This window comes from Enterobacter sp. 296B2, from assembly GCF_034106185.1.
Taxonomy (GTDB): Bacteria; Pseudomonadota; Gammaproteobacteria; order Enterobacterales; family Enterobacteriaceae; genus Enterobacter; species Enterobacter cloacae_N.
The window spans coordinates 225570-245937 of record NZ_JAWNCA010000003.1 but is presented as its reverse complement, the minus strand read 5'-3'; the positions used below and the strand labels follow the sequence as shown (position 1 = coordinate 245937).

Below are 20368 nucleotides of genomic sequence, written 5' to 3'. Positions count from 1 at the left end.
CTGAAGGAACGTTGAAGACGACGACGTTGATAGGTCGGGTGTGTAAGCGCAGCGATGCGTTGAGCTAACCGATACTAATGAACCGTGAGGCTTAACCTTACAACGCCGAAGATGTTTTGGCGGAAGAGACGCAAACAATATTCAGCCTGATACAGATTAACAGAATTTGCCTGGCGGCTTTAGCGCGGTGGTCCCACCTGACCCCATGCCGAACTCAGAAGTGAAACGCCGTAGCGCCGATGGTAGTGTGGGGTCTCCCCATGTGAGAGTAGGGAACTGCCAGGCATCAATTAAGTAAAGAGGCCATCCGCAAGGATGGCCTTTTTGCGTTTCTGCGCTGCACAAACTAATCCCCCAACGCTCTGCTTATACGGTAAACTACCTGCGTTTTTGCATCAGGATAGCGTCTATGAACCACTCCCTTAAGCCCTGGAATACCTTTGGCATTCAACGTAATGCTAATCAAATTGTACGTGCCGATACAGCACAGCAGCTGCTGGATGCATGGCAAAGCGCAACAGAAAATAACGAACCCGTACTGATTCTGGGCGAAGGAAGCAATGTCCTGTTTCTCGACGATTTCGCGGGCACGGTAATTGTTAACCGCATCATGGGTATTGGTGTGGAAGAGCGCACTGATAGCTGGCATCTGCACGTGGGTGCCGGAGAAAACTGGCATCACCTGGTGCAATTTACCCTCGAAAAAGGGATGCCGGGTCTGGAAAACCTGGCGCTTATACCAGGCTGTGCCGGATCGTCACCCATTCAAAACATCGGCGCCTACGGCATCGAACTGAAACATGTCTGTGAGTATGTCGACTGCATCGAACTGGCGACCGGAACGGCTAAGCGCTTAACGGCAGAGCAGTGCCGTTTCGGCTACCGTGACAGTATCTTCAAGCATGAATATCAGGATCGCTACGTGATTATCGCCGTGGGCCTGTGCCTGTCGAAAAACTGGCAGCCCGTACTCACCTACGGTGATTTAACGCGGCTCGATCCGGCTACCGTCACCCCCCGCGACGTATTTGACTCAGTTTGCCATATGCGGATGACTAAACTTCCCGATCCGAAAGTAAACGGAAATGCTGGAAGCTTCTTCAAAAACCCGGTTATCAGCAGCGAAAATGCAAAAGCCTTCCTTGAAGGATGGCCCACTGCGCCACATTACCCTCAGACCGATGGCAGCGTGAAGCTGGCTGCAGGCTGGCTGATCGATCAATGCCAGTTAAAAGGCGCTTCAGTAGGTGGCGCTGCCGTTCACCAGCAGCAGGCTCTGGTACTGATTAATCAATGCGATGCGACCAGCGATGATGTTGTGCAGCTGGCTCATTATGTTCGTCAGCGTGTGGGCGAAAAGTTTAACGTCTGGCTGGAGCCAGAAGTCCGCTTCATTGGTTGCACAGGTGAAGTGAATGCCGTGGAGACCATTGCGTGAAGGACAATACCATTCCGTTAACCCTGATTAGCATCCTTGCAGACGGGGAGTTCCACTCTGGCGAGCAACTGGGCGAGCAGCTTGGCATGAGCCGTGCCGGCATTAACAAGCATATTCAGACCCTCCGCGACTGGGGTGTTGATGTGTTCACGGTACCCGGAAAAGGCTACAGCCTGCCGGAGCCAATTCAATTGCTGAATGAAGACGTCATCCGCAGCCAGCTTGGACACGGCAATGTTGCGGTGCTGCCGGTGATTGATTCGACGAACCAGTACCTTATGGATCGGCTGAGCGAACTCTCATCCGGCGATGCCTGTGTTGCCGAGTATCAGCAGGCCGGTCGTGGCCGTCGCGGTCGCAAATGGTTCTCGCCATTTGGCGCTAATCTCTATCTGTCCATGTACTGGCGTCTGGAGCAGGGGCCTGCCGCAGCCATTGGCCTGAGTCTGGTCATTGGTATTGTCATGGCGGAAGTACTGCACGATCTGGGTGCCGATCGGGTCCGTGTTAAATGGCCAAACGATCTGTACCTCAACGATCGTAAACTTGCCGGGATCCTGGTCGAACTGACGGGCAAGACCGGTGATGCGGCGCAAATTGTCATTGGTGCGGGCCTCAATATGGTGATGCGTACTGTCCAGAATGACGTGGTGAATCAGGCCTGGACCAACCTCCAGGAGGCGGGGATCGTCATTGATCGTAACACCCTTGCCGTGCGCATGATTAAAGAGCTACGTAGCTCACTCACGCTTTTTGAACAGGAAGGTCTGGCACCGTTCCTGTCTCGTTGGGAAAAGCTGGATAACTTTATTAACCGCCCGGTGAAACTGCTGATTGGTGATAAAGAAATCTACGGGGTTTCCCGCGGTATTGACGCACAGGGCGCGCTGCTTCTGGAGCAGGATGGCGCGATCAAGCCCTGGGTGGGCGGTGAGATTTCCCTGCGAAGCGCCGAATAACCGGATGGAGTGAACGATGCAAAAATCCGTCTGCGCTACCTGCTGGTGCGGATTTCAGCGCAATAATAACGCACAGACTATCCCCTCTCCCCTATGGGGAGAGGGTTAGGGTGAGGGGTAAATCAGTTACTGCGGATACGGTACCCAATCCCCGCCGTTCAGACGAACGTACGGCTTGTTCTGATACTGAATCACCACCGCGTTGGCATTCTCGGAGACTTCTGCCGTTTGCGGCAGGTTACTGGTGAGCTGATCCCAGTTCACGTTATCTTCCACAAACAGCTTACCGTCAACGGCGCGGGCCACCAGTTCTGAGATCGCCAGATAGCTGGTTGGCTGAGCGATCTCAATCGGTGCACCCTGGTGCGGTGCCTTCATGCCAAAGAATTTAATGCCTGCTGGTACGTTGGTGATGGACGGGCTTGGGATATCACGGAGACCTGACACCTGCATTCTGTCGCCCTTCAGCGCGCCACCGTGCTCAGGTACCACTACCACCATTACTTTACGGCCGGATTTTTCCAGCTCCGTGAAGAACGCGTCCAGCTCGTCAAAAAATTTCTGCGCACGCACTTTATAATCCGCCGTTTTGCTCACGCCCGGGAAGTGGTTACCGTCGTGAAGCGGCAGGGTGTTATAGAACGTCGCACTGCGCGGATTACTGTCCTTTTCGATGGTCTGCATCCAGCGCTGCAGCACGGCGGTATCGTCATAAACCGGCGAACCGTCGAAGCCCAGCAGCGTAACGGGAAGACCGGTCTGATCCATCAGCGGCGCCTGCATGCCACCCTGTTCACGCACCTCTTTCAGGAAGTTACCGAACTGGCCGTTATGCCCCAGCATCAGGTGCTGCGTAAAGCCTAGCTTCGCGAGGTTATCGAACAGATAACACTGGTTACCAGCGGGTTGATAGAGGTTTTTATGCGAAGTCTGACCGCAGCTTGCGCGCAGCAGGCGTATAGCCGCCGGGCCGCTGTACGAGGTGGCAGAGTTAAAATCTTTAAACTGGATGTCAAAGTGGGACCACAGCGGGTGAGACATCAAACCGGCGGCATCCACATCGGCCCAGGAGAGGGAACAGATGTTAATCACCAGCAGCTCAAACGGCTGAGCATCTGCCGGCAGCGCGTCGGGGAATTTCGTCTGTCGCTTGTCTTCTGCGGTATAGAAGCTGGAAAGCCACGCATTGAGATTGGTGGAGGTTGGCGGTGCGGTCTGCGTTGGAATATCGCCCACCACCGGCGTATCGCCTGCCGTCGTAACGGTAGCCGCTGCGCTTCCTCCCGTCGTGGTCACCGTTGTCGTCGGCTGGCCGGCAGGCCACAGGGAAAAGCTTGGCCCCGCCAGCGTCAGCACGTTAAGCCAGATCATAATGGCGACGACAAACACCGTGACGCGGATCCACTGAGACAGGAACAGCCAGGCAACCAGCAGGACAAAGACGGCGCCAATCATCTGCCAGTTAATGAAACGTTCAACCAGGTCAAGCATATAGTCTGCACTGAATCCCGCGACCTGCGATCCCTGGCTCATTATGCTTTCCGGTCCTGGAAGCCAGGTATCGTGCCAGAACAGCGCAAAGCCGACGGGGATGGCAACCCAGTGACGTAAACGATGCAGCCTGATGTTCGGCAGAGGCATCAGCAGGAAGGCCATAAACACCAGGTTAAGCAGGGGATGGAAATTCAGATAGCCTGCCCACAGCAGACCAAACTTCACCAGAAAGTAGAAGTTCCAGCCGGAAAGGCCGCGCCAGTATTGCCAGAGCGGCGAGGGTGACGAAGCGGTATAGGTAGAATTAGTCATGTTTACGGTCTGCCTTGACGTGTGATGCCCGTGTCAGTGTTCCGGCTGGTTTTACATAGCGAGGTTTTATAAACATCACTCTGGCCGTATCACGGATACGGCGTATGGAATGGCGCGCATAGTAGCCAAGCGGGAAAAAGATCAGCGCACAGAATACGACCAGTTGAATGATATCGCTGATATTCATGATGGTGCGTTCTCCCCATTCTCAGTTAATAAGCGAAGGGGTTCCGGAACCCGACGCCAGACATGTCCATCATGTCTGGCATTAAGGATCGGTTTTACATCGCTCGTGATTGCGAGCGGTTTAACCCATTGTTCAGGCTGAAGTGCGCGCATCTGCACCAGCTCCGCGCTAATAGCATTATCTTCGAACCAAATCATACGGTTCGAGAAGATGTCCCCGGTAGGCAGGGGGAAGATGTGGTTAAGCGCGGTATCAAGATCGTTTACCCGGCAGAAGGATAAAAACAACACCAGGCGATTATCGCCAATGGTCATAATGTCCCCTGTACGGTTCGGGCGGCATAAGGTGAGCGCCTGCTCAACGCGAATACCCGGTACCGGGCGCAGGGCAACCATGACCCCTTTACCGTCCGCGGGGAGTAACGTGTTGCTCATCATGTTGCCGACGGCATCGCAGAACGTATCCCATTTCTGGTAGCCGCGCAGCTTCATCGGCTGGGTCATGGAGAGCAGCGTGGAGATGTCTTCCGGTACATGGCGGCTGAACTGCTGGCCCTGAACGCTTTCAATGAGCGTCAGGCAGCGTGACAGTGGTGCATTCCATGGAATAACCATATTTGCCCCACAGCCCAGAAGCAGACGCTCATCAGTTGCGCGCAGGCTGGTATTATTTTCGCGCACCACAATTTTTAACGCGCTGCCGCGCTGGCGGCGCAGGGTGTGAATTTGTCTCGCCAGCGTCTCAATCTGGTTATTCTGCATCAACGAGAAAACAAGGGTGGCTGCCTGGGTGGTGCGCGCTTCATGAAAAAGCGCTTCGTTAGACTCAAACAGCGACCAGTTTTCCGATAGCGCAGGAGCACCTTCTAAAACTGCAATATGGCTCAGGATGCGTTTTTCGTCACTGCGCGGCTGCACCACAGTTTCTTCCTGCTGTGCCAGGTGCCATTTCCCCTTAACAGGTTTAAGGGTCAGCTGTTGCCTGGCGCTCACGCCCTTTTCATTGCACCAGAAGGCAATATCGTAGAGATAGCTGCCTGCCTGGTCACGAAGACTTGCCAGTCCGAACAGGGAGCGATATTCACCCATTAAAAGTGAGAATAGCTTGTCATTATTACTGCCGGGGTTGACGACCAATAGCGTGCAATTTTGAAATTTTGCCCATTTATTGATTTTTTCCAGCCACGACAGCAGTTTTTCGGCAGGAATATTTTGCAGTGTGTTATTTGCGCATTTAAGAATCACTAAATAGTGATCCGGATCAATAGAGCACTGAACGTCGCGGGGCAAAAAGTATAGACTATCCGCTTCCGCTGACATGGAAAATAAACGTACTTTTTGAGGTCCGCAGTCACTTTCCAGCGTGATAATTTTCTTCGGCTCTTCGCCCATGCTAATGACGGCCACGCGGGAATCCTTACCCTGAGCGGCAATTGTCTGGTTTACCAGGCTGATAGCATCTTCATTACGATCCGTATTAATCCACCAGACTCCACCGACTGGCATGTGGCTCAATTCGTCCCATAATGACTGGATGCCAATAGAAAATATGGAGTCCACGATGTCCCTCTTTTCGTCTAATTTGTCTGTATCTCAGTTTACTAGCGAAAGCGTAGAAATAAACCTAACATTGAAATTAAAGAACATCAGATTTAGCATGTAAATGAAATTTGTCAGGGCAGGATGCCCTGCAACTTCCGAGCGTGCGATTTTCCTCAAAGGGATGGAATAAGAATGGATAATAACGAACCTGGAACCCCAGTCGATTCGACTCTGGGTTACACATTCCAAAACGATTTTCTGGCGCTGGCGCAGGCCTTTTCTCTACCTGAAATAGATTACACCGATATTTCCCAGCGGGAACAGTTGGCCGCGGCTATTAAACGCTGGCCGTTATTAGCTGAATTCGCCCATCAACAATAAGGGAGCCATTGATGGCCATACTCGGATTACAGGGCGTCCGTGGCGGTGTGGGTACCACATCTGTTACCGCGGCGCTGGCGTGGTCATTACAGCTTTTAGGTGAATCGGTGCTGGTGATTGATGCCTGCGCCGATAATTTGCTGCGTATGTCGTTCAACGTCGACTTCACTCGCGAAGAGGGCTGGGCCCGCGCGCTGCTTGATGACAAAGACTGGCGGGATGCGGGTCTGCGCTATACCTCCCAGCTTGATTTGTTGCCTTTTGGCCAACTGACCACCACGGAACGCGAGAATGAGGCCGCCTATCAGCGTCTGTTTTCGCAGTTCACGCTTGCGCTGCAGAGTCTGAAAGAAAAGGGGCACTACCAGTGGATCCTGCTGGATCTGCCGCACGGCGCCGGGACGCTGACCCGACAGCTCATCGCCCAGTGCGACCATGTACTTTCCGTGGTGAACGTGGATGCGAACTGCCATATTCGACTGCATCAGCAGGGTCTGCCTCAAAACGCGCATCTTCTGATTAACGATTTACGTATCGGTAGCCAAATTCAGGACGATCTCTATCAGGTGTGGCTGCAAAGCCAGCGCCGCCTGCTGCCCATTGTGATTCATCGCGATGAGGGGATGGCGGAATGCCTCGCCTCCAAGCAGCCGCTCGGCGAATACCGCAGCGACTCGCTAGCAGCAGAAGAGATCCTGACGCTGGCTAACTGGTGTCTGCTGAACTTCGCCAGCAAGGCGGAGCCGGCAGGGAGTTCGGTATGAGTCGACTCGCCAGCTGGCTTCTTATCCCACCGGTCAGTTCGCGTTTGAGCGACCATTACCGGCACTTTCGCCGGCATGGTGCCCCGGCATTCAGCGCCGCGCTCGGCTGTTTCTGGATGATTCTGGCCTGGACGTTCATTCCACTCGAACACCCGCGCTGGCAGCGCATACGTGCACGCCACGGCGAATTATATCCACATATTAACCCCGACCGGCCACGGCCTTTGGATCCGGCGCGCTATCTTATTCAGACCATTTGGCTGGCGGTCACGTCATCCCGTGCGGAGAAAATAACGCCGCACTGGCGCAGCTATTCCCGCGTACAGCAGTTACGTGAACGCTATCACCAGTGGCTGGATAAACTGCCCGATAGCGTCAGCGATAAGACCAGCCATCTGGATAACCATAAAGAGCTCGGGCACCTCCATCCGGGCTTGCGGCGTTTTATCCTTGGCGTGATTGTCGTGTTCTCGCTCATTCTGGCGCTGGTCTGTATCACGCAACCCTTCAATCCCCTGGCGCAGTTCACCTTCCTGATCCTGTTGTGGGGCGTGGCGTTGCTGGTTCGCCGTATTCCGGGCCGCTTCTCGGCGCTGATGCTGATTGTGCTGTCGCTGACGGTTTCCTGCCGCTACATCTGGTGGCGTTACACCTCAACGCTGAACTGGGACGATCCGGTCAGCCTGGTGTGCGGTCTGGTGCTGCTGTTTGCTGAGACCTATGCCTGGATTGTGCTGGTTCTGGGCTATTTCCAGGTGATTTGGCCGCTCAACCGCCAGCCGGTTCCGCTGCCAAAGGACACCACGCAGTGGCCGACCGTCGATCTCTTCGTCCCGACCTACAACGAAGATCTGAGCGTGGTGAAAAACACTATCTATGCCGCGCTGGGCATCGACTGGCCGAAAGATAAGCTCAAAGTCTGGATCCTGGATGACGGCAATCGTCCGGCGTTCCGCCAGTTTGCAGAAGAGGTCGGCGTCGAGTATATCGCCCGTCCGACTCACGAGCATGCTAAGGCCGGTAATATCAACAACGCCCTGAAGTATGCCACCGGGGAGTTCGTCTCGATCTTTGACTGCGACCACGTACCGACGCGCTCGTTCCTGCAGATGACCATGGGCTGGTTCCTGAAAGAGAAAGAGCTGGCGATGATGCAGACGCCGCACCATTTCTTCTCGCCGGACCCGTTTGAACGTAACCTTGGCCGCTTCCGCAAAACCCCGAACGAAGGCACGCTGTTCTATGGGCTGGTGCAGGACGGAAACGACATGTGGGATGCCACCTTCTTCTGCGGCTCCTGCGCGGTTATCCGCCGTAAGCCGCTGGATGAAATTGGCGGTATTGCCGTTGAGACGGTGACCGAAGATGCGCACACCTCTCTGCGCCTGCACCGTCGGGGCTATACCTCTGCCTATATGCGTATCCCCCAGGCCGCCGGTCTGGCGACGGAATCACTCTCGGCGCACATTGGCCAGCGTATTCGCTGGGCGCGCGGCATGGTGCAGATTTTCCGTCTCGATAACCCGCTGATAGGGAAAGGCCTCAAGCTGGCGCAGCGTCTTTGCTACGTCAACGCTATGTTCCACTTCTTGTCCGGCATCCCGCGGCTTATCTTCCTGACCGCGCCGCTGGCGTTCCTGCTCCTTCACGCCTATATCATCTACGCCCCCGCGCTGATGATTGCGCTGTTCGTTCTGCCGCACATGATCCACGCGAGCCTGACGAACTCGAAGATCCAGGGCAAATACCGCCACTCCTTCTGGAGTGAAATCTACGAAACGGTGCTGGCGTGGTACATCGCGCCGCCGACGATGGTCGCGCTGATTAACCCGCATAAAGGTAAATTCAACGTCACCGCGAAGGGCGGTCTGGTGGAAGAGGAGTACGTCGACTGGGTGATCTCCCGCCCGTACATCTTCCTCGTGCTGCTGAATATCGTTGGCGTTATCGCCGGCATCTGGCGCTACTTCTACGGCCCGGAAAACGAAATCCTGACCGTGTTTGTGAGTATGGCCTGGGTGTTCTACAACCTGATAATCCTCGGCGGCGCGGTGGCGGTGTCGGTGGAGAGTAAACAGGTTCGTCGCGCGCATCGCGTTGAAATCTGCATGCCTGCGGCGATTGCCCGTGAAGATGGCCACCTCTTCTCCTGTACGGTGCACGATTTCTCTGACGGTGGTCTGGGGATCAAAATCAACGGCCAGGCGAAAGTGCTGGAAGGGCAGAAAGTCAACCTGCTGCTCAAGCGCGGCCAGCAGGAGTATGTCTTCCCGACGCAGGTGGTGCGTGTGGCAGGCAGTGAGGTGGGTCTGCAGCTGATGCCGTTGACCAAAAAGCAACATATTGATTTTGTGCAGTGTACGTTTGCCCGTGCGGATACATGGGCTCTCTGGCAGGACAGCTTCCCGGAAGATAAACCTCTGGAAAGCCTGCTGGATATTCTGAAGCTGGGGTTCCGTGGCTATCGTCACCTTGCAGAATTTGCCCCGTCGTCGGTGAAATTAATTTTCCGGTCACTTACTTCGCTGGTTTCCTGGGTCGTGTCGTTTGTTCCTCGTCGTCCTGAGCGGGATGAGGCGAAGCAGGCGGACCCGGTTATGGCTCAACAATGATGATAACGCGATGAAAACAAAACTTTCCTGGTTATGTGCAGTGGCAATGGGAGTGAGTGCACTCCCCGCAACAATGGCTAACGCAGCACCTGGTAACGCAGCGGCTACGCCTGCGCCGACGGTACCTGTCGTCGCGCAGGCAACCGATCCGGTTATCACGGCGGCACCCGGTCAAACAGAAAACATCATTCCGAACCAGCCAACGGAGGGGAACACCCTCCCGGCCGAGAACCCGGTCATCGGGCAGGTGATGCCGGGCGTGCGGGGGGCTAACGCGCCCGTTGTCGCGGAGAACACGCCGTCGCGGGACGTGAAGCTGACCTTCGCGCAAATCGCGCCGCCGCCGGGCAGCATGGTGCTGCGCGGCGTCAATCCTAACGGCAGCATTGAATTTGGTATGCGCAGCGATGAGGTTGTTTCGAATGCGGTACTGAACCTTGAATATACGCCGTCGCCATCCCTGCTGCCGACGCAGTCTCAGCTGAAGGTCTACCTCAATGATGAGCTGATGGACGTTCTGCCGGTGACCAAAGAGCAGCTGGGTAAGAAAACCCAGGCGCAGGTACCGATTAACCCGCTGTTCATCACCGACTTTAACCGTATCCGTCTGGAGTTTGTTGGTCACTACCGCGATGTCTGCGAAAACCCCGCCAGCAACACGCTGTGGCTGGACGTCGGGCGCAACTCCTCGCTGCAGATGACCTACCAGCCGCTGGCGCTGAAAAACGATCTTTCGGCATTCCCGGTTCCGTTCTTTGATCCGCGTGATAACCGTCCGCTCACGCTGCCGATGGTATTTGCGTCATCCCCTGACGTGACCGAGCAACTGGCGGCGACCATTGTGGCCTCCTGGTTTGGCTCCCGCTCCGGCTGGCGCGGTCAGAACTTCCCGGTGATGTATGACAAAATGCCGGACAGAAACGCGATTGTCTTTGCAACTAACGCCAAGCGTCCGGCTTTCCTGCGCGACCACCCCGAAGTCAAAGCGCCAACTATTGAGATGGTAAGCCACCCGGATAACCCGTACGTGAAGCTGCTGGTGGTCTTTGGTCGTGACGATAAAGATCTGGTTCAGGCGGCAAAAGCAATTGCCCAGGGCAACGTCCTGTTCCGCGGCAACAGCGTGGTGGTGGACGAGGTTAAGCCGCTGCTGGCACGTAAACCTTATGACGCGCCAAACTGGGTGCGTACCGATCGTGCCGTGACGTTTGGTGAACTGAAAACCTATGAAGAGCAGTTGCAGGCGTCCGGGCTGGAACCATCGTCGATTAACCTGTCACTGAACCTGCCGCCGGATCTGTACCTGCTGCGCACCAACGGCATTGATATCAATCTCAACTATCGCTATACCGCGCCGGCGACGAAAGACAGCTCGCGCATGGATATCAGCCTGAACAACCAGTTCCTGCAATCGTTCAGCCTGCAAAGCACCCAGGACACTAACCGGCTGATGCTCCGCCTGCCGGTGCTGCAGGGGCTGCTGGACGGCAAAACGGACGTCTCTATTCCTGCACTGAAGCTTGGCGCGATTAACCAGCTGCGTTTTGATTTCCAGTACATGAACCCGATGCCTGGCGGTTCGGTGGAGAACTGCATCACCTTCCAGCCGGTACAGAACCACGTCGTGATCGGCGATGAGTCGACCATAGACTTCTCGAAGTACTACCATTTCCTGGCGATGCCGGATCTGCGTGCCTTTGCTAACGCGGGCTTCCCGTTCAGCCGCATGGCCGATCTCTCTGAATCCATTGTGGTGATGCCAAAAGCACCAAACGAAGGTCAGGTGACGACCCTGCTCGATACCATGGCGACCGTAGGCGCGCAAACTGGATTACCGGCAATTAACGTCACGTTGACGGATGATGGCAGCCAGATCCAGAACAAAGATGCGGATATTATGGTGATCGGCACCATCCCGGATAAGCTGAAGGATGAAAAACGTATCGATCTGCTGGTAAAAGCCACTGAGTCCTGGGTTAACACGCCGCTGCGTCAGACCGAGTTCCCGAGCATTATGCCGGATGTGAACGATCGCAAGGCCAGCGCGCAGACGGCCGTAACCTCTCAGGGAGCGATGGCTGCAGTGGTGGGCTTCCAGTCCCCTTACAACGATCAGCGTAGCGTGATAGCTCTGCTGGCGGACAGCCCCCGTGGCTATGAGCTGCTGAATACCGCGATGAACGACAGCGGTAAGCGCGCCGCGATGTTTGGCTCGGTGTCGGTGATCCGCGAGTCCGGCGTCAACAGCCTGCGCGTGGGTGATGTGTACTACGTCGGCCATCTGCCGTGGTTCGAACGTCTGTGGTATGCGCTGTCTAACCATCCGGTTCTGCTCGCCATCCTGGCTGCGGTTAGCGTGGTATTGCTGGCATGGGTGCTGTGGCGTCTGCTGCGTATCATCAGCCGTCGTCGCCTTAACCCCGATGAGTAAGACGTGATGAAAGCCATTCGCTGGTGTGTAGTTGTAGCGTTGATGCTGGCGGCGCTCCCGCTTCGCGCCGCCTGTACCTGGCCTGCCTGGGAGCAGTTTAAAAAGGATTACATCAGCGAGGGCGGGCGCGTCATTGATCCCAGTGACACGCGCAAAATTACGACGTCAGAAGGGCAAAGCTATGCGTTGTTCTTTGCCCTGGCCGCTAACGATCGCAACGCGTTTGACCTGCTGCTGACCTGGACGCGCGATAACCTTGCCAGCGGCAATCTCAACGATCGTCTGCCCGCCTGGCTCTGGGGGCAGAAAGACAAAGAAAACTGGGGGGTGATTGATACTAATTCCGCCTCAGATGCCGATGTCTGGATTGCCTGGTCGCTGCTCGAAGCGGGCCGGTTATGGAAACACCCGGACTATACCCAAACGGGCAAGGCGCTGCTAAAACGCATTGCCAGCGAGGAAGTGTTGAAAGTGCCGGGGCTCGGCTCAATGCTGCTTCCCGGTAAAGTCGGCTTTGCCGATGAAAACGCCTGGCGCTTTAACCCCAGCTACCTTCCTCCACAGCTAGCGAGCTATTTCACCCGCTACGGAGCCCCGTGGACCACGCTGCGTGAAACCAATCTGCGGCTGCTGCTGGAAAGCGCGCCGAAGGGGTTCTCGCCGGACTGGGTGCAGTATCAGAAAAACAGAGGCTGGCAGTTACAGCAGGATAAGACGCTGGTGGGGGGCTATGACGCCATACGTGTCTATCTTTGGGTGGGCATGATGAGCGATAAAGATCCTCAAAAAGCCCGGCTGCTGACGCGCTTCCAGCCGATGGCGGCAACGACAATCAAACAGGGCGTGCCGCCGGAGAAAGTGGATGTGGCGACGGGGAAACGCACCGGCAATGGCCCGGTCGGGTTCTCTGCCGCCATGCTGCCGTTTTTACAACAGCGCGATGCCCTGGCGGTTCAGCGCCAGCGCGTGGCAGACCATTTTCCCGATAATAATGCCTACTACAGCTATGTATTGACTCTCTTTGGTCAGGGATGGGATCAGCATCGTTTTCGCTTCACCGCTAAGGGTGAATTAATACCGGATTGGGGCCAGGAATGCGCAAGTTCACAGTAAATCTACTCACTCTATCGCTTGGGCTGGCACTGATGCCGCTGGCGCAGGCCGTCAACTCTCCGCAGCAGAAACAGCTGCTGGAGCAGGTTCGGCTGGGCGAATCGACCCATCGTGAGGATTTGGTTCGGCAGTCGCTCTACCGTCTTGAGCTGATCGATCCGAACAACCCTGACGTCATTGCCGCCCGCTTTCGCTACCTGCTGCGCCAGGGCGATAACGCCGGAGCGCAAAAAGAGCTGGATCGCCTGAAAGGGATCGCCCCGGGCTCCAGCGCCTACCAGTCCTCACGCAACACGATGCTGCTTTCCACGCCGGATGGCCGCCAGCAGCTTCAGCAGGCGCGCTTACTCGCCACAACAGGGCACACGCAGGAGGCGATAGCCGCCTATGACAAGCTCTTTGACGGCAACCCGCCGGGCGGCGACGTGGCGACGGAATACTGGAATGTGGTGGCGAAAGATCCTGCCCGTCGCGCTTCGGCCATTAACCAACTAAAAAAAATTAACAGCAGCAGCCCCGGTAATACGCAGCTGCAGACGACGCTGGCTCAGCTTCTGTTCCAGAGCGGACGCCGTGATGAAGGCTTTGCGGTCCTGCAGGAGATGGCTAAATCTACCGGCGGTCGCAGTCAGGCGTCTGACATGTGGTATGAGCAGATTAAAGACCAGCCCGCCAGCAGCGCCAGCGTTACCGCGCTGCAAAAATACCTGACCGTATTCAGCGACGGGGATAGCGTCGCGGCGGCGCGCGCCCAGCTTGAGGCGCAGCAAAAACAGCTCGCTGACCCGGCGTTCCGCGCGAAAGCGGAAGGGCTGGCGGCGGTGGATGCCGGGCAGGGGAGTAAGGCGGTGGCGGAGCTGCAAAAAGCCGTTAGTGCCAACCATGCCGACAGTGAAGCGGTGGGTGCCCTTGGACAAGCCTATTCCCAGAAAGGCGACCGCGCCCGCGCGGTGGCACAGTTTGAAAAGGCGATTGCCCTCGATCCGCAGAGCGATAACCGCGGTAAATGGGACAGTTTACTGAAGGTTAACCGCTACTGGCTGCTGATCCAGCAGGGGGATGCGGCGCTGAAGGCGAATAACCCGGCGCAGGCGGAACGATACTTTCAGCAGGCGCGTAACATCGACAATACCGACAGCTACGCGGTGCTGGGGCTGGGAGATGCCGCCGCGGCGCGTAAAGATAACGACGCGGCAGAGCGTTATTACCGCCAGGCGCTGCGTATGGACAGCGGCAACAGCAATGCGGTTCGCGGCCTTGCCAATATTTACCGCGCGCAGTCCCCGGAGAAAGCCTCGCAGTTTATCCAGTCGCTCTCTGCCAGCCAGCGCCGGAGCATTGATGATATTGAGCGTAGCCTGACTAACGAGCAGCTGTCTGCCCAGGCAGAACAGCTGGAGAGTCAGGGGAAATACGCTCAGGCGGCAGAAATCCAGCGTCGTCGTCTGGCGCTCTCGCCCGGTGAAGTCTGGATAACGTATCGTCTCTCGCGCGATCTCTACAGCGCGGGTCAGCGCAGCCAGGCAGATACCCTGATGCGCCAGCTTGCCAGCCAGAAGCCGTCTGACCCGGATCAGGTCTATGCCAACGGGCTCTATCTTTCCGGAAACGACCAGGACCGAGCCGCGCTGGCGCATCTGGATACCCTGCCGCGCAGCCAGTGGAACGGCAATATTCAGGAACTTGCCGACCGCCTGCAAAGCAACCAGGTGCTGGAAACCGCTAACCGTCTGCGCGACAGCGGCAAAGAGCAGGAGGCGGAAAACCTTCTGCGCCAGCAGCCGACCTCCACCCGCATCGACCTGACGCTGGCGGACTGGGCGCAGCAGCGTGGCGATCTGGCGTCGGCGAAAACCACCTACAACGCCGTCCTGCAGCGTGAGCCGCAGAACGAGGACGCGATCCTCGGTTTGACCGAGATTTACAGCGCGGAAGGTAACAAAGATGCCGCCCGTGCCGAGCTCGCGAAACTGCCCGCCGGGCAAAATGACCAGCCACTCTCGCTCAATATGCAGCGCCGGATCGCGATGGCGCAGGCGGGCCTGGGCGATTCCGCTGCCGCTGAACAGACCTTCAGCAAAATCATTCCTCAGGCCAAATCGCAGCCCGCCTCCATGGAGAGCGCGCTGGTGCTGCGTGATGCTGCCCGCTTCCAGACGCAAAACGGCCAGCCGCAGCAGGCGCTGGAGACGTATAAAGATGCGATGGTGTCGTCCGGCATTACCACGACGCGTCCGGTGGACAACGACAGTTTCACTCGTCTGACGCGTAACGATGAAAAAGATGACTGGCTGAAGCGCGGCGTGCGCAGTGACGCTGGTGATTTGTACCGTCAGCAGGATGTTAACGTCACGCTCCAGCACGACTACTGGGGCTCCAGCGGCACGGGCGGCTATTCCGACCTGAAAGCGCATACCACCATGCTCCAGGTGGACGCACCGCTCTCTGACGGGCGCATGTTCTTCAGAAGCGATCTGGTCAACATGGATGCCGGTACTTTTGATAACAATAACGGGACTTACGATCCTAAATGGGGGACCTGCTACGACACGCCGTGTAGCGGCAACACCAGCCAGAGCGACAGCGGCGCCAGCGTCGCCGTCGGCTGGCAAAATAAAACCTGGGCGATGGATATTGGCACCACGCCAATGGGCTTTGACGTCGTCGACGTGGTGGGCGGCATCAGCTACAGCAGTGATTTAGGTCCCATCGGCTATACCGTCAACGCCCATCGTCGGCCTATCTCCAGTTCGCTGCTGGCCTTCGCCGGGCAAAAAGATACCAATACCGGCACCACCTGGGGCGGCGTACGCGCAACCGGCGGTGGCGTGAGCATCAGCTATGACAAAGGTGAGGCGAACGGCATCTGGTCCAGCCTGAACGCGGAAACGCTGACGGGTAAAAATGTGGAAGATAACTGGCGCGTCCGCTGGATGACGGGTTACTACTACAAGCTCATCAATAAAAACAACGAGCGCCTGACGGTCGGCGTGTCCAATATGCTCTGGCACTACGACAAAGATCTGAGCGGCTATTCCCTCGGTCAGGGCGGCTACTACAGCCCGCAGGAGTATGTCTCCTTCGCGCTGCCTGTAACCTGGCGTAAGCGCACGGAAAACTGGTCCTGGGAGCTGGGAGGCTCGGTGTCCTGGTCCCATTCCAAAACCAAAGACGAGCTGCGCTACCCGATCCAGAGCCTGATCCCGACCGATGAGCCAGGCCGCTATACTGACCGGGGCGCGATGGAAACCGGCAGCAGCTCCTCCGGGACGGGTTATACCGCGCGGGCGATTATCGAACGCCGGGTCACGTCCAACTGGTTTGTGGGCATGGGCGTGGATATTCAGGAAGCGAAAGACTATACCCCAAGCCATGCGCTGATTTATGTGCGTTACTCTGCTGCAGGCTGGCAGGGTGATATGGACTTACCGCCGCAGCCGCTTATTCCTTACGCGGACTGGTAATCGGATTTTCCTTAATCCATTTGTAAGTCTCTCTTAATAGCGCGGCAATCGGGTATACTCAGGCGCGCCAGGTTTACACCCTGGCGCGCCCTGCGCTTCGAGTTTTGTGGAGAGTCATTTTGCGTGTCAGCCGTTCCTTAACGATCAAACAGATGGCGATGGTCTCTGCCGTCACTATGCTGTTTGTACTGCTCTTCTGCGTAATTTTGCTGTTTCATTCCGTACAGCAGAATCGCTATAACACGGCTTCGCAGTTAGAAAGTATCGCCCGCTCGGTGCGCGGCCCGCTCTCCGCCTCGATCCTGAAAGGAGATATTCCCGAAGCGGAAACCATCTTAAAACGCATTCAGCCTGCCGGCGTCGTTAGCCGCGCCGATGTCGTCTTGCCCAACCAGTTTCAGGCGCTGCGGATGAGCTTTATCCCGGAGCGTCCCGTTCCGATGATGGTGATGCGCCTGTTTGAGCTGCCGGTGCAAATTTCTCTGCCTGTCTATTCGCTTGAGCGCCCTGCCAATCCGCAGCCGCTGGCCTACCTGGTTCTGCAGGCGGACTCGTACCGGATGTATAAATTCGTCATGAGCTGGGTGGTTACGTTAGTGACCACTTGCTTACTTATGACCCTTATCCTCAGCGTGGCGCTGACCTGGTGCATTAACCGGCTGATTGTTCACCCGCTGCGCCGTATCGCCCGCGAGCTGAATTCGCTTGCGCCGCAGGATCAGCTGGGGCACCAGCTTGAGCTGCCGCGCCTGCATCATGACGATGAGATCGGGATGCTGGTGCGCAGCTACAACCTCAACCAGCAGCGCATCCAGCGCCAGCAGGATGAGTTAAACAACAGCGCTACGCGCTTCCCGGTGTCGGAGCTTCCCAATAAAGCGTTTCTGATGGCGATGCTGGAGCAGACCGTTGCGCGGCAGCAAACCACGGCGCTGATGGTGATCGCCTGTGAAACCCTGCAGGATACGGCCGGCGTGCTAAAGGAGAGCCAGCGTGAAATGCTCTTGCTGACGCTGGTGGAAAAGGTGAAGTCCGTCCTTGCCCCGCGTATGGTGCTGACCCAGGTCAGCGGTTACGACCTGGTGGTGATTGCCAACGGTGTGAAAGAGCCGTGGCACGCTATTACATTAGGTCAGCAAGTACTCACTGTCATAAATGAGCGGCTGCCCGTTCAGGGTATCCAGCTTCGTCCGAGCGCCAGCATCGGTATCGCCATGTACTACGGTGATTTAACGGCGGAGCAGCTGTACCGCCGCGCGTTCTCGGCGGCGTTTACCGCCCGGCGTAAAGGGAAAAATCAGATCCAGTTCTTCGACCCGGAGCAGATGGAAAAAGCGCAGCAGCGCCTGACGGAAGAGAGCGACATCCTGACCGCGCTTGATAACCGTCAGTTTGCCCTCTGGCTGCAGCCGCAGGTGAATTTACAGACGGGTGAAGTGAAAAGTGCCGAGGCGCTGCTCCGCGTGCAGCAGCCGGATGGCTCATGGGAGCTGCCGGAAGGGCTGATTGAGCGCATCGAATCCTGTGGTCTGATGGTCACCGTTGGCTATTGGGTGCTGGAGGAGTCCTGCCGCCAGCTTGCCGCCTGGCAGGAGCGCGGCGTTACGCTGCCGCTGTCGGTCAATCTGTCAGCGCTGCAGCTTATGCATCCGACGATGGTCTCCGAGATGCTGGAGCTGATCCATCGTTACCGGATCAAGCCCGATACGCTGACGCTGGAAGTGACGGAAAGCCGACGCATTGACGATCCTAACGACGCGGTTGCCATCCTGAAGCCGCTGCGCAATGCTGGCATTCGCATCGCGCTGGACGATTTTGGTATGGGATACGCCGGGCTGCGTCAGCTTCAGCACATGAAAACCCTGCCGGTGGACGTGCTCAAAATCGATAAATCGTTTGTCGACGGGCTGCCGGAGGACAGCAGCATGGTGCAGGCCATCGTGCAGATGGCGCACAGTCTCAATCTGCATCTTATTGCCGAGGGGATTGAAACCGAAGCGCAACGCGCCTGGCTTGCAGAGGCGGGCGTCGAGAGCGGCCAGGGCTACCTTTTTGCCCCCGCGGTGCCGCCGGATGTCTTCGAACAGCGATACTTTTCCGGCGCTGACCATAACGCAAAAGTGTAATTTTGTTGCTGGCTTGTGCGAGCCAGTTCAAAGTTCTTAACATTTGTGTTTCAAATTTGAACTGAGTTTATTTCTGTCCTGTTATACGGGTGTTATTTTAGAGCCGCAGGTTAACCATAACCTTACAAAGCCTGTGGTTTTTCTTCCCAAGGACACCCTATGAAAACCTCACTCTTCAAAAGTCTTTATTTCCAGGTCCTGACAGCCATCGCCATCGGTATTCTGCTGGGGCACTATTACCCTGAACTGGGCGCGCAAATGAAACCGCTTGGCGACGCGTTCGTAAAGCTCATTAAAATGGTCATCGCCCCGGTGATCTTCTGTACGGTGGTAACGGGCATCGCTGGCATGGAAAGCATGAAGGCGGTTGGCCGTACCGGTGCAGTGGCGCTTCTCTATTTTGAAGTGGTCAGTACCCTTGCGCTGATTATTGGTCTGGTCATCGTCAACGTGGTGCAGCCTGGTGCGGGTATGAACGTTGATCCCTCTACGCTGGATGCCAAAGCCGTCGCGGTCTATGCCGAACAGGCGAAGGATCAGGGCGTGGTGGCCTTCCTGCTGGACGTTATCCCCGGCAGCGTCATCGGCGCCTTCGCCAGCGGAAACATTCTGCAGGTGCTGCTGTTTGCCGTGATGTTTGGCTTCGCCCTGCACCGTCTGGGCAGCAAAGGCCAGCTTATCTTCAACGTGATTGAAAGCTTCTCGCAGGTCATCTTTGGCATTATCAATATGATCATGCGCCTGGCGCCGATTGGTGCCTTCGGTGCGATGGCCTTCACCATCGGCAAGTATGGCGTCGGCACGCTGGTGCAGCTGGGTCAGCTGATTATCTGCTTCTACATCACCTGTATTCTTTTCGTGGTGGTGGTGCTGGGCTCCATCGCTCGTGCGACTGGTTTCAGCATTTTCAAATTCATTCGCTACATCCGCGAAGAGCTGCTGATTGTTCTGGGAACCTCCTCTTCAGAATCGGCGCTGCCGCGTATGCTCGATAAGATGGAAAAGCTCGGGTGCCGTAAATCGGTGGTCGGCCTGGTGATCCCGACGGGGTACTCCTTCAACCTTGACGGTACCTCGATATACCTGACGATGGCGGCCGTGTTTATCGCCCAGGCGACCAACAGCCATATGGATATTTTCCATCAGATTACCCTGCTGGTAGTGCTCCTGCTGTCGTCTAAAGGGGCTGCGGGCGTTACGGGTAGTGGCTTTATCGTGCTGGCGGCCACCATTTCCGCGGTGGGGCATCTGCCGGTGGCGGGTCTGGCGCTGATTCTTGGTATTGACCGCTTTATGTCTGAGGCGCGTGCCCTTACCAACCTGGTGGGTAACGGCGTGGCAACGGTGGTGGTCGCGAAATGGGTGAAAGAGCTGGATCACAAGAAGCTTAACGACACGCTGAATAATCGCGCGTCTGATAGCAAAAATCCTGGTTTAACCTCCTAATCTTGTCACAATTGCCCGCATTCCCTTGTCGGGATGCGGGCTCCTGCGCATAATAACTGTTCATACCTGTCATAATTCGACAAGATTTTTTTTGGGTATA

General features: G+C 56.5%; 13 protein-coding genes and 2 rRNA genes. 12 read left to right on the top strand and 3 right to left on the bottom strand.

Going from position 1 to position 20368, the window contains the following annotated elements; all coding sequences use genetic code 11:
- The 4 genes from URZ40_RS03935 to birA form a co-directional block, all read left to right on the top strand.
- A 23S ribosomal RNA gene (locus URZ40_RS03935) occupies positions 1 to 99 on the top strand; the annotation flags it as partial.
- A gap of 70 nt (positions 100 to 169) precedes the next feature.
- A 5S ribosomal RNA gene (gene rrf / locus URZ40_RS03930) occupies positions 170 to 285 on the top strand.
- 124 nt (positions 286 to 409) lie between these two features.
- Positions 410 to 1438 carry a UDP-N-acetylmuramate dehydrogenase gene (gene murB, locus URZ40_RS03925; RefSeq protein WP_316380201.1) on the top strand — a complete coding sequence of 343 codons (1029 nt, stop codon included), beginning with the start codon at positions 410 to 412 and terminating at the stop codon, positions 1436 to 1438.
- Positions 1435 to 2397, top strand: coding sequence for a bifunctional biotin--[acetyl-CoA-carboxylase] ligase/biotin operon repressor BirA (gene birA, locus URZ40_RS03920; RefSeq protein WP_116342876.1), 963 nt, complete (start codon positions 1435 to 1437; stop codon positions 2395 to 2397). The genes murB and birA overlap by 4 nt, the downstream gene beginning before the upstream one ends.
- Positions 2398 to 2523: 126 nt before the next feature.
- Here birA and bcsG read toward each other — a convergent pair whose 3' ends face one another.
- Genes bcsG through bcsE form a run of 3 tightly spaced genes read right to left on the bottom strand, consistent with a single transcriptional unit; the run spans position 2524 to position 5949 of the window.
- Entirely contained in the window at positions 2524 to 4203 is a 1680-nt protein-coding gene (bcsG, locus tag URZ40_RS03915) for a cellulose biosynthesis protein BcsG (RefSeq protein ID WP_320719808.1), read from the bottom strand.
- Positions 4196 to 4390 (bottom strand): cellulose biosynthesis protein BcsF, encoded by a 195-nt coding sequence (gene bcsF / locus URZ40_RS03910; RefSeq protein WP_014885605.1) that lies wholly within the window; start codon positions 4388 to 4390, stop codon positions 4196 to 4198. The genes bcsG and bcsF overlap by 8 nt, the downstream gene beginning before the upstream one ends.
- Positions 4387 to 5949 carry a cellulose biosynthesis c-di-GMP-binding protein BcsE gene (gene bcsE, locus URZ40_RS03905; protein ID WP_320719806.1) on the bottom strand — a complete coding sequence of 521 codons (1563 nt, stop codon included), beginning with the start codon at positions 5947 to 5949 and terminating at the stop codon, positions 4387 to 4389. Before bcsE ends, bcsF begins: the two co-directional genes overlap by 4 nt.
- 174 nt (positions 5950 to 6123) lie before the next feature.
- On the opposite strand from bcsE, the gene bcsR reads away from it, so the two are divergent.
- The 8 genes from bcsR to URZ40_RS03865 all read left to right on the top strand — a co-directional run bounded on the left by bcsR (position 6124) and on the right by URZ40_RS03865 (position 20268).
- Entirely contained in the window at positions 6124 to 6312 is a 189-nt protein-coding gene (bcsR, locus tag URZ40_RS03900; protein ID WP_116342870.1) for a cellulose biosynthesis protein BcsR, read from the top strand.
- An 11-nt stretch (positions 6313 to 6323) separates the two neighbouring features.
- Positions 6324 to 7076, top strand: coding sequence for a cellulose biosynthesis protein BcsQ (gene bcsQ / locus URZ40_RS03895; protein ID WP_028014760.1), 753 nt, complete (start codon positions 6324 to 6326; stop codon positions 7074 to 7076).
- Positions 7073 to 9688: a UDP-forming cellulose synthase catalytic subunit gene (gene bcsA, locus URZ40_RS03890; RefSeq protein WP_316380204.1), complete on the top strand. Its 2616-nt coding sequence runs from the start codon at positions 7073 to 7075 to the stop codon at positions 9686 to 9688. Before bcsQ ends, bcsA begins: the two co-directional genes overlap by 4 nt.
- Before the next feature lie 10 nt (positions 9689 to 9698).
- The gene (gene bcsB, locus URZ40_RS03885; protein WP_166712598.1) at positions 9699 to 12119 is read left to right on the top strand and encodes a cellulose biosynthesis cyclic di-GMP-binding regulatory protein BcsB; all 2421 of its coding nucleotides are present in this window, start codon (positions 9699 to 9701) and stop codon (positions 12117 to 12119) included.
- 6 nt (positions 12120 to 12125) lie between these two features.
- On the top strand, positions 12126 to 13232 hold the full coding sequence (gene bcsZ, locus URZ40_RS03880; protein WP_316380281.1) for a cellulose synthase complex periplasmic endoglucanase BcsZ: 1107 nt from the start codon (positions 12126 to 12128) through the stop codon (positions 13230 to 13232).
- Complete coding sequence (bcsC, locus tag URZ40_RS03875) at positions 13214 to 16696, top strand: cellulose synthase complex outer membrane protein BcsC (protein WP_320719805.1); 3483 nt, start codon at positions 13214 to 13216, stop codon at positions 16694 to 16696. Before bcsZ ends, bcsC begins: the two co-directional genes overlap by 19 nt.
- A 119-nt stretch (positions 16697 to 16815) precedes the next feature.
- Positions 16816 to 18822 carry a biofilm formation regulator HmsP gene (hmsP, locus tag URZ40_RS03870; protein ID WP_320719803.1) on the top strand — a complete coding sequence of 669 codons (2007 nt, stop codon included), beginning with the start codon at positions 16816 to 16818 and terminating at the stop codon, positions 18820 to 18822.
- A 159-nt stretch (positions 18823 to 18981) separates the two neighbouring features.
- Positions 18982 to 20268: a dicarboxylate/amino acid:cation symporter gene (locus tag URZ40_RS03865; protein WP_028014754.1), complete on the top strand. Its 1287-nt coding sequence runs from the start codon at positions 18982 to 18984 to the stop codon at positions 20266 to 20268.
- Positions 20269 to 20368 lie beyond the last annotated feature (100 nt).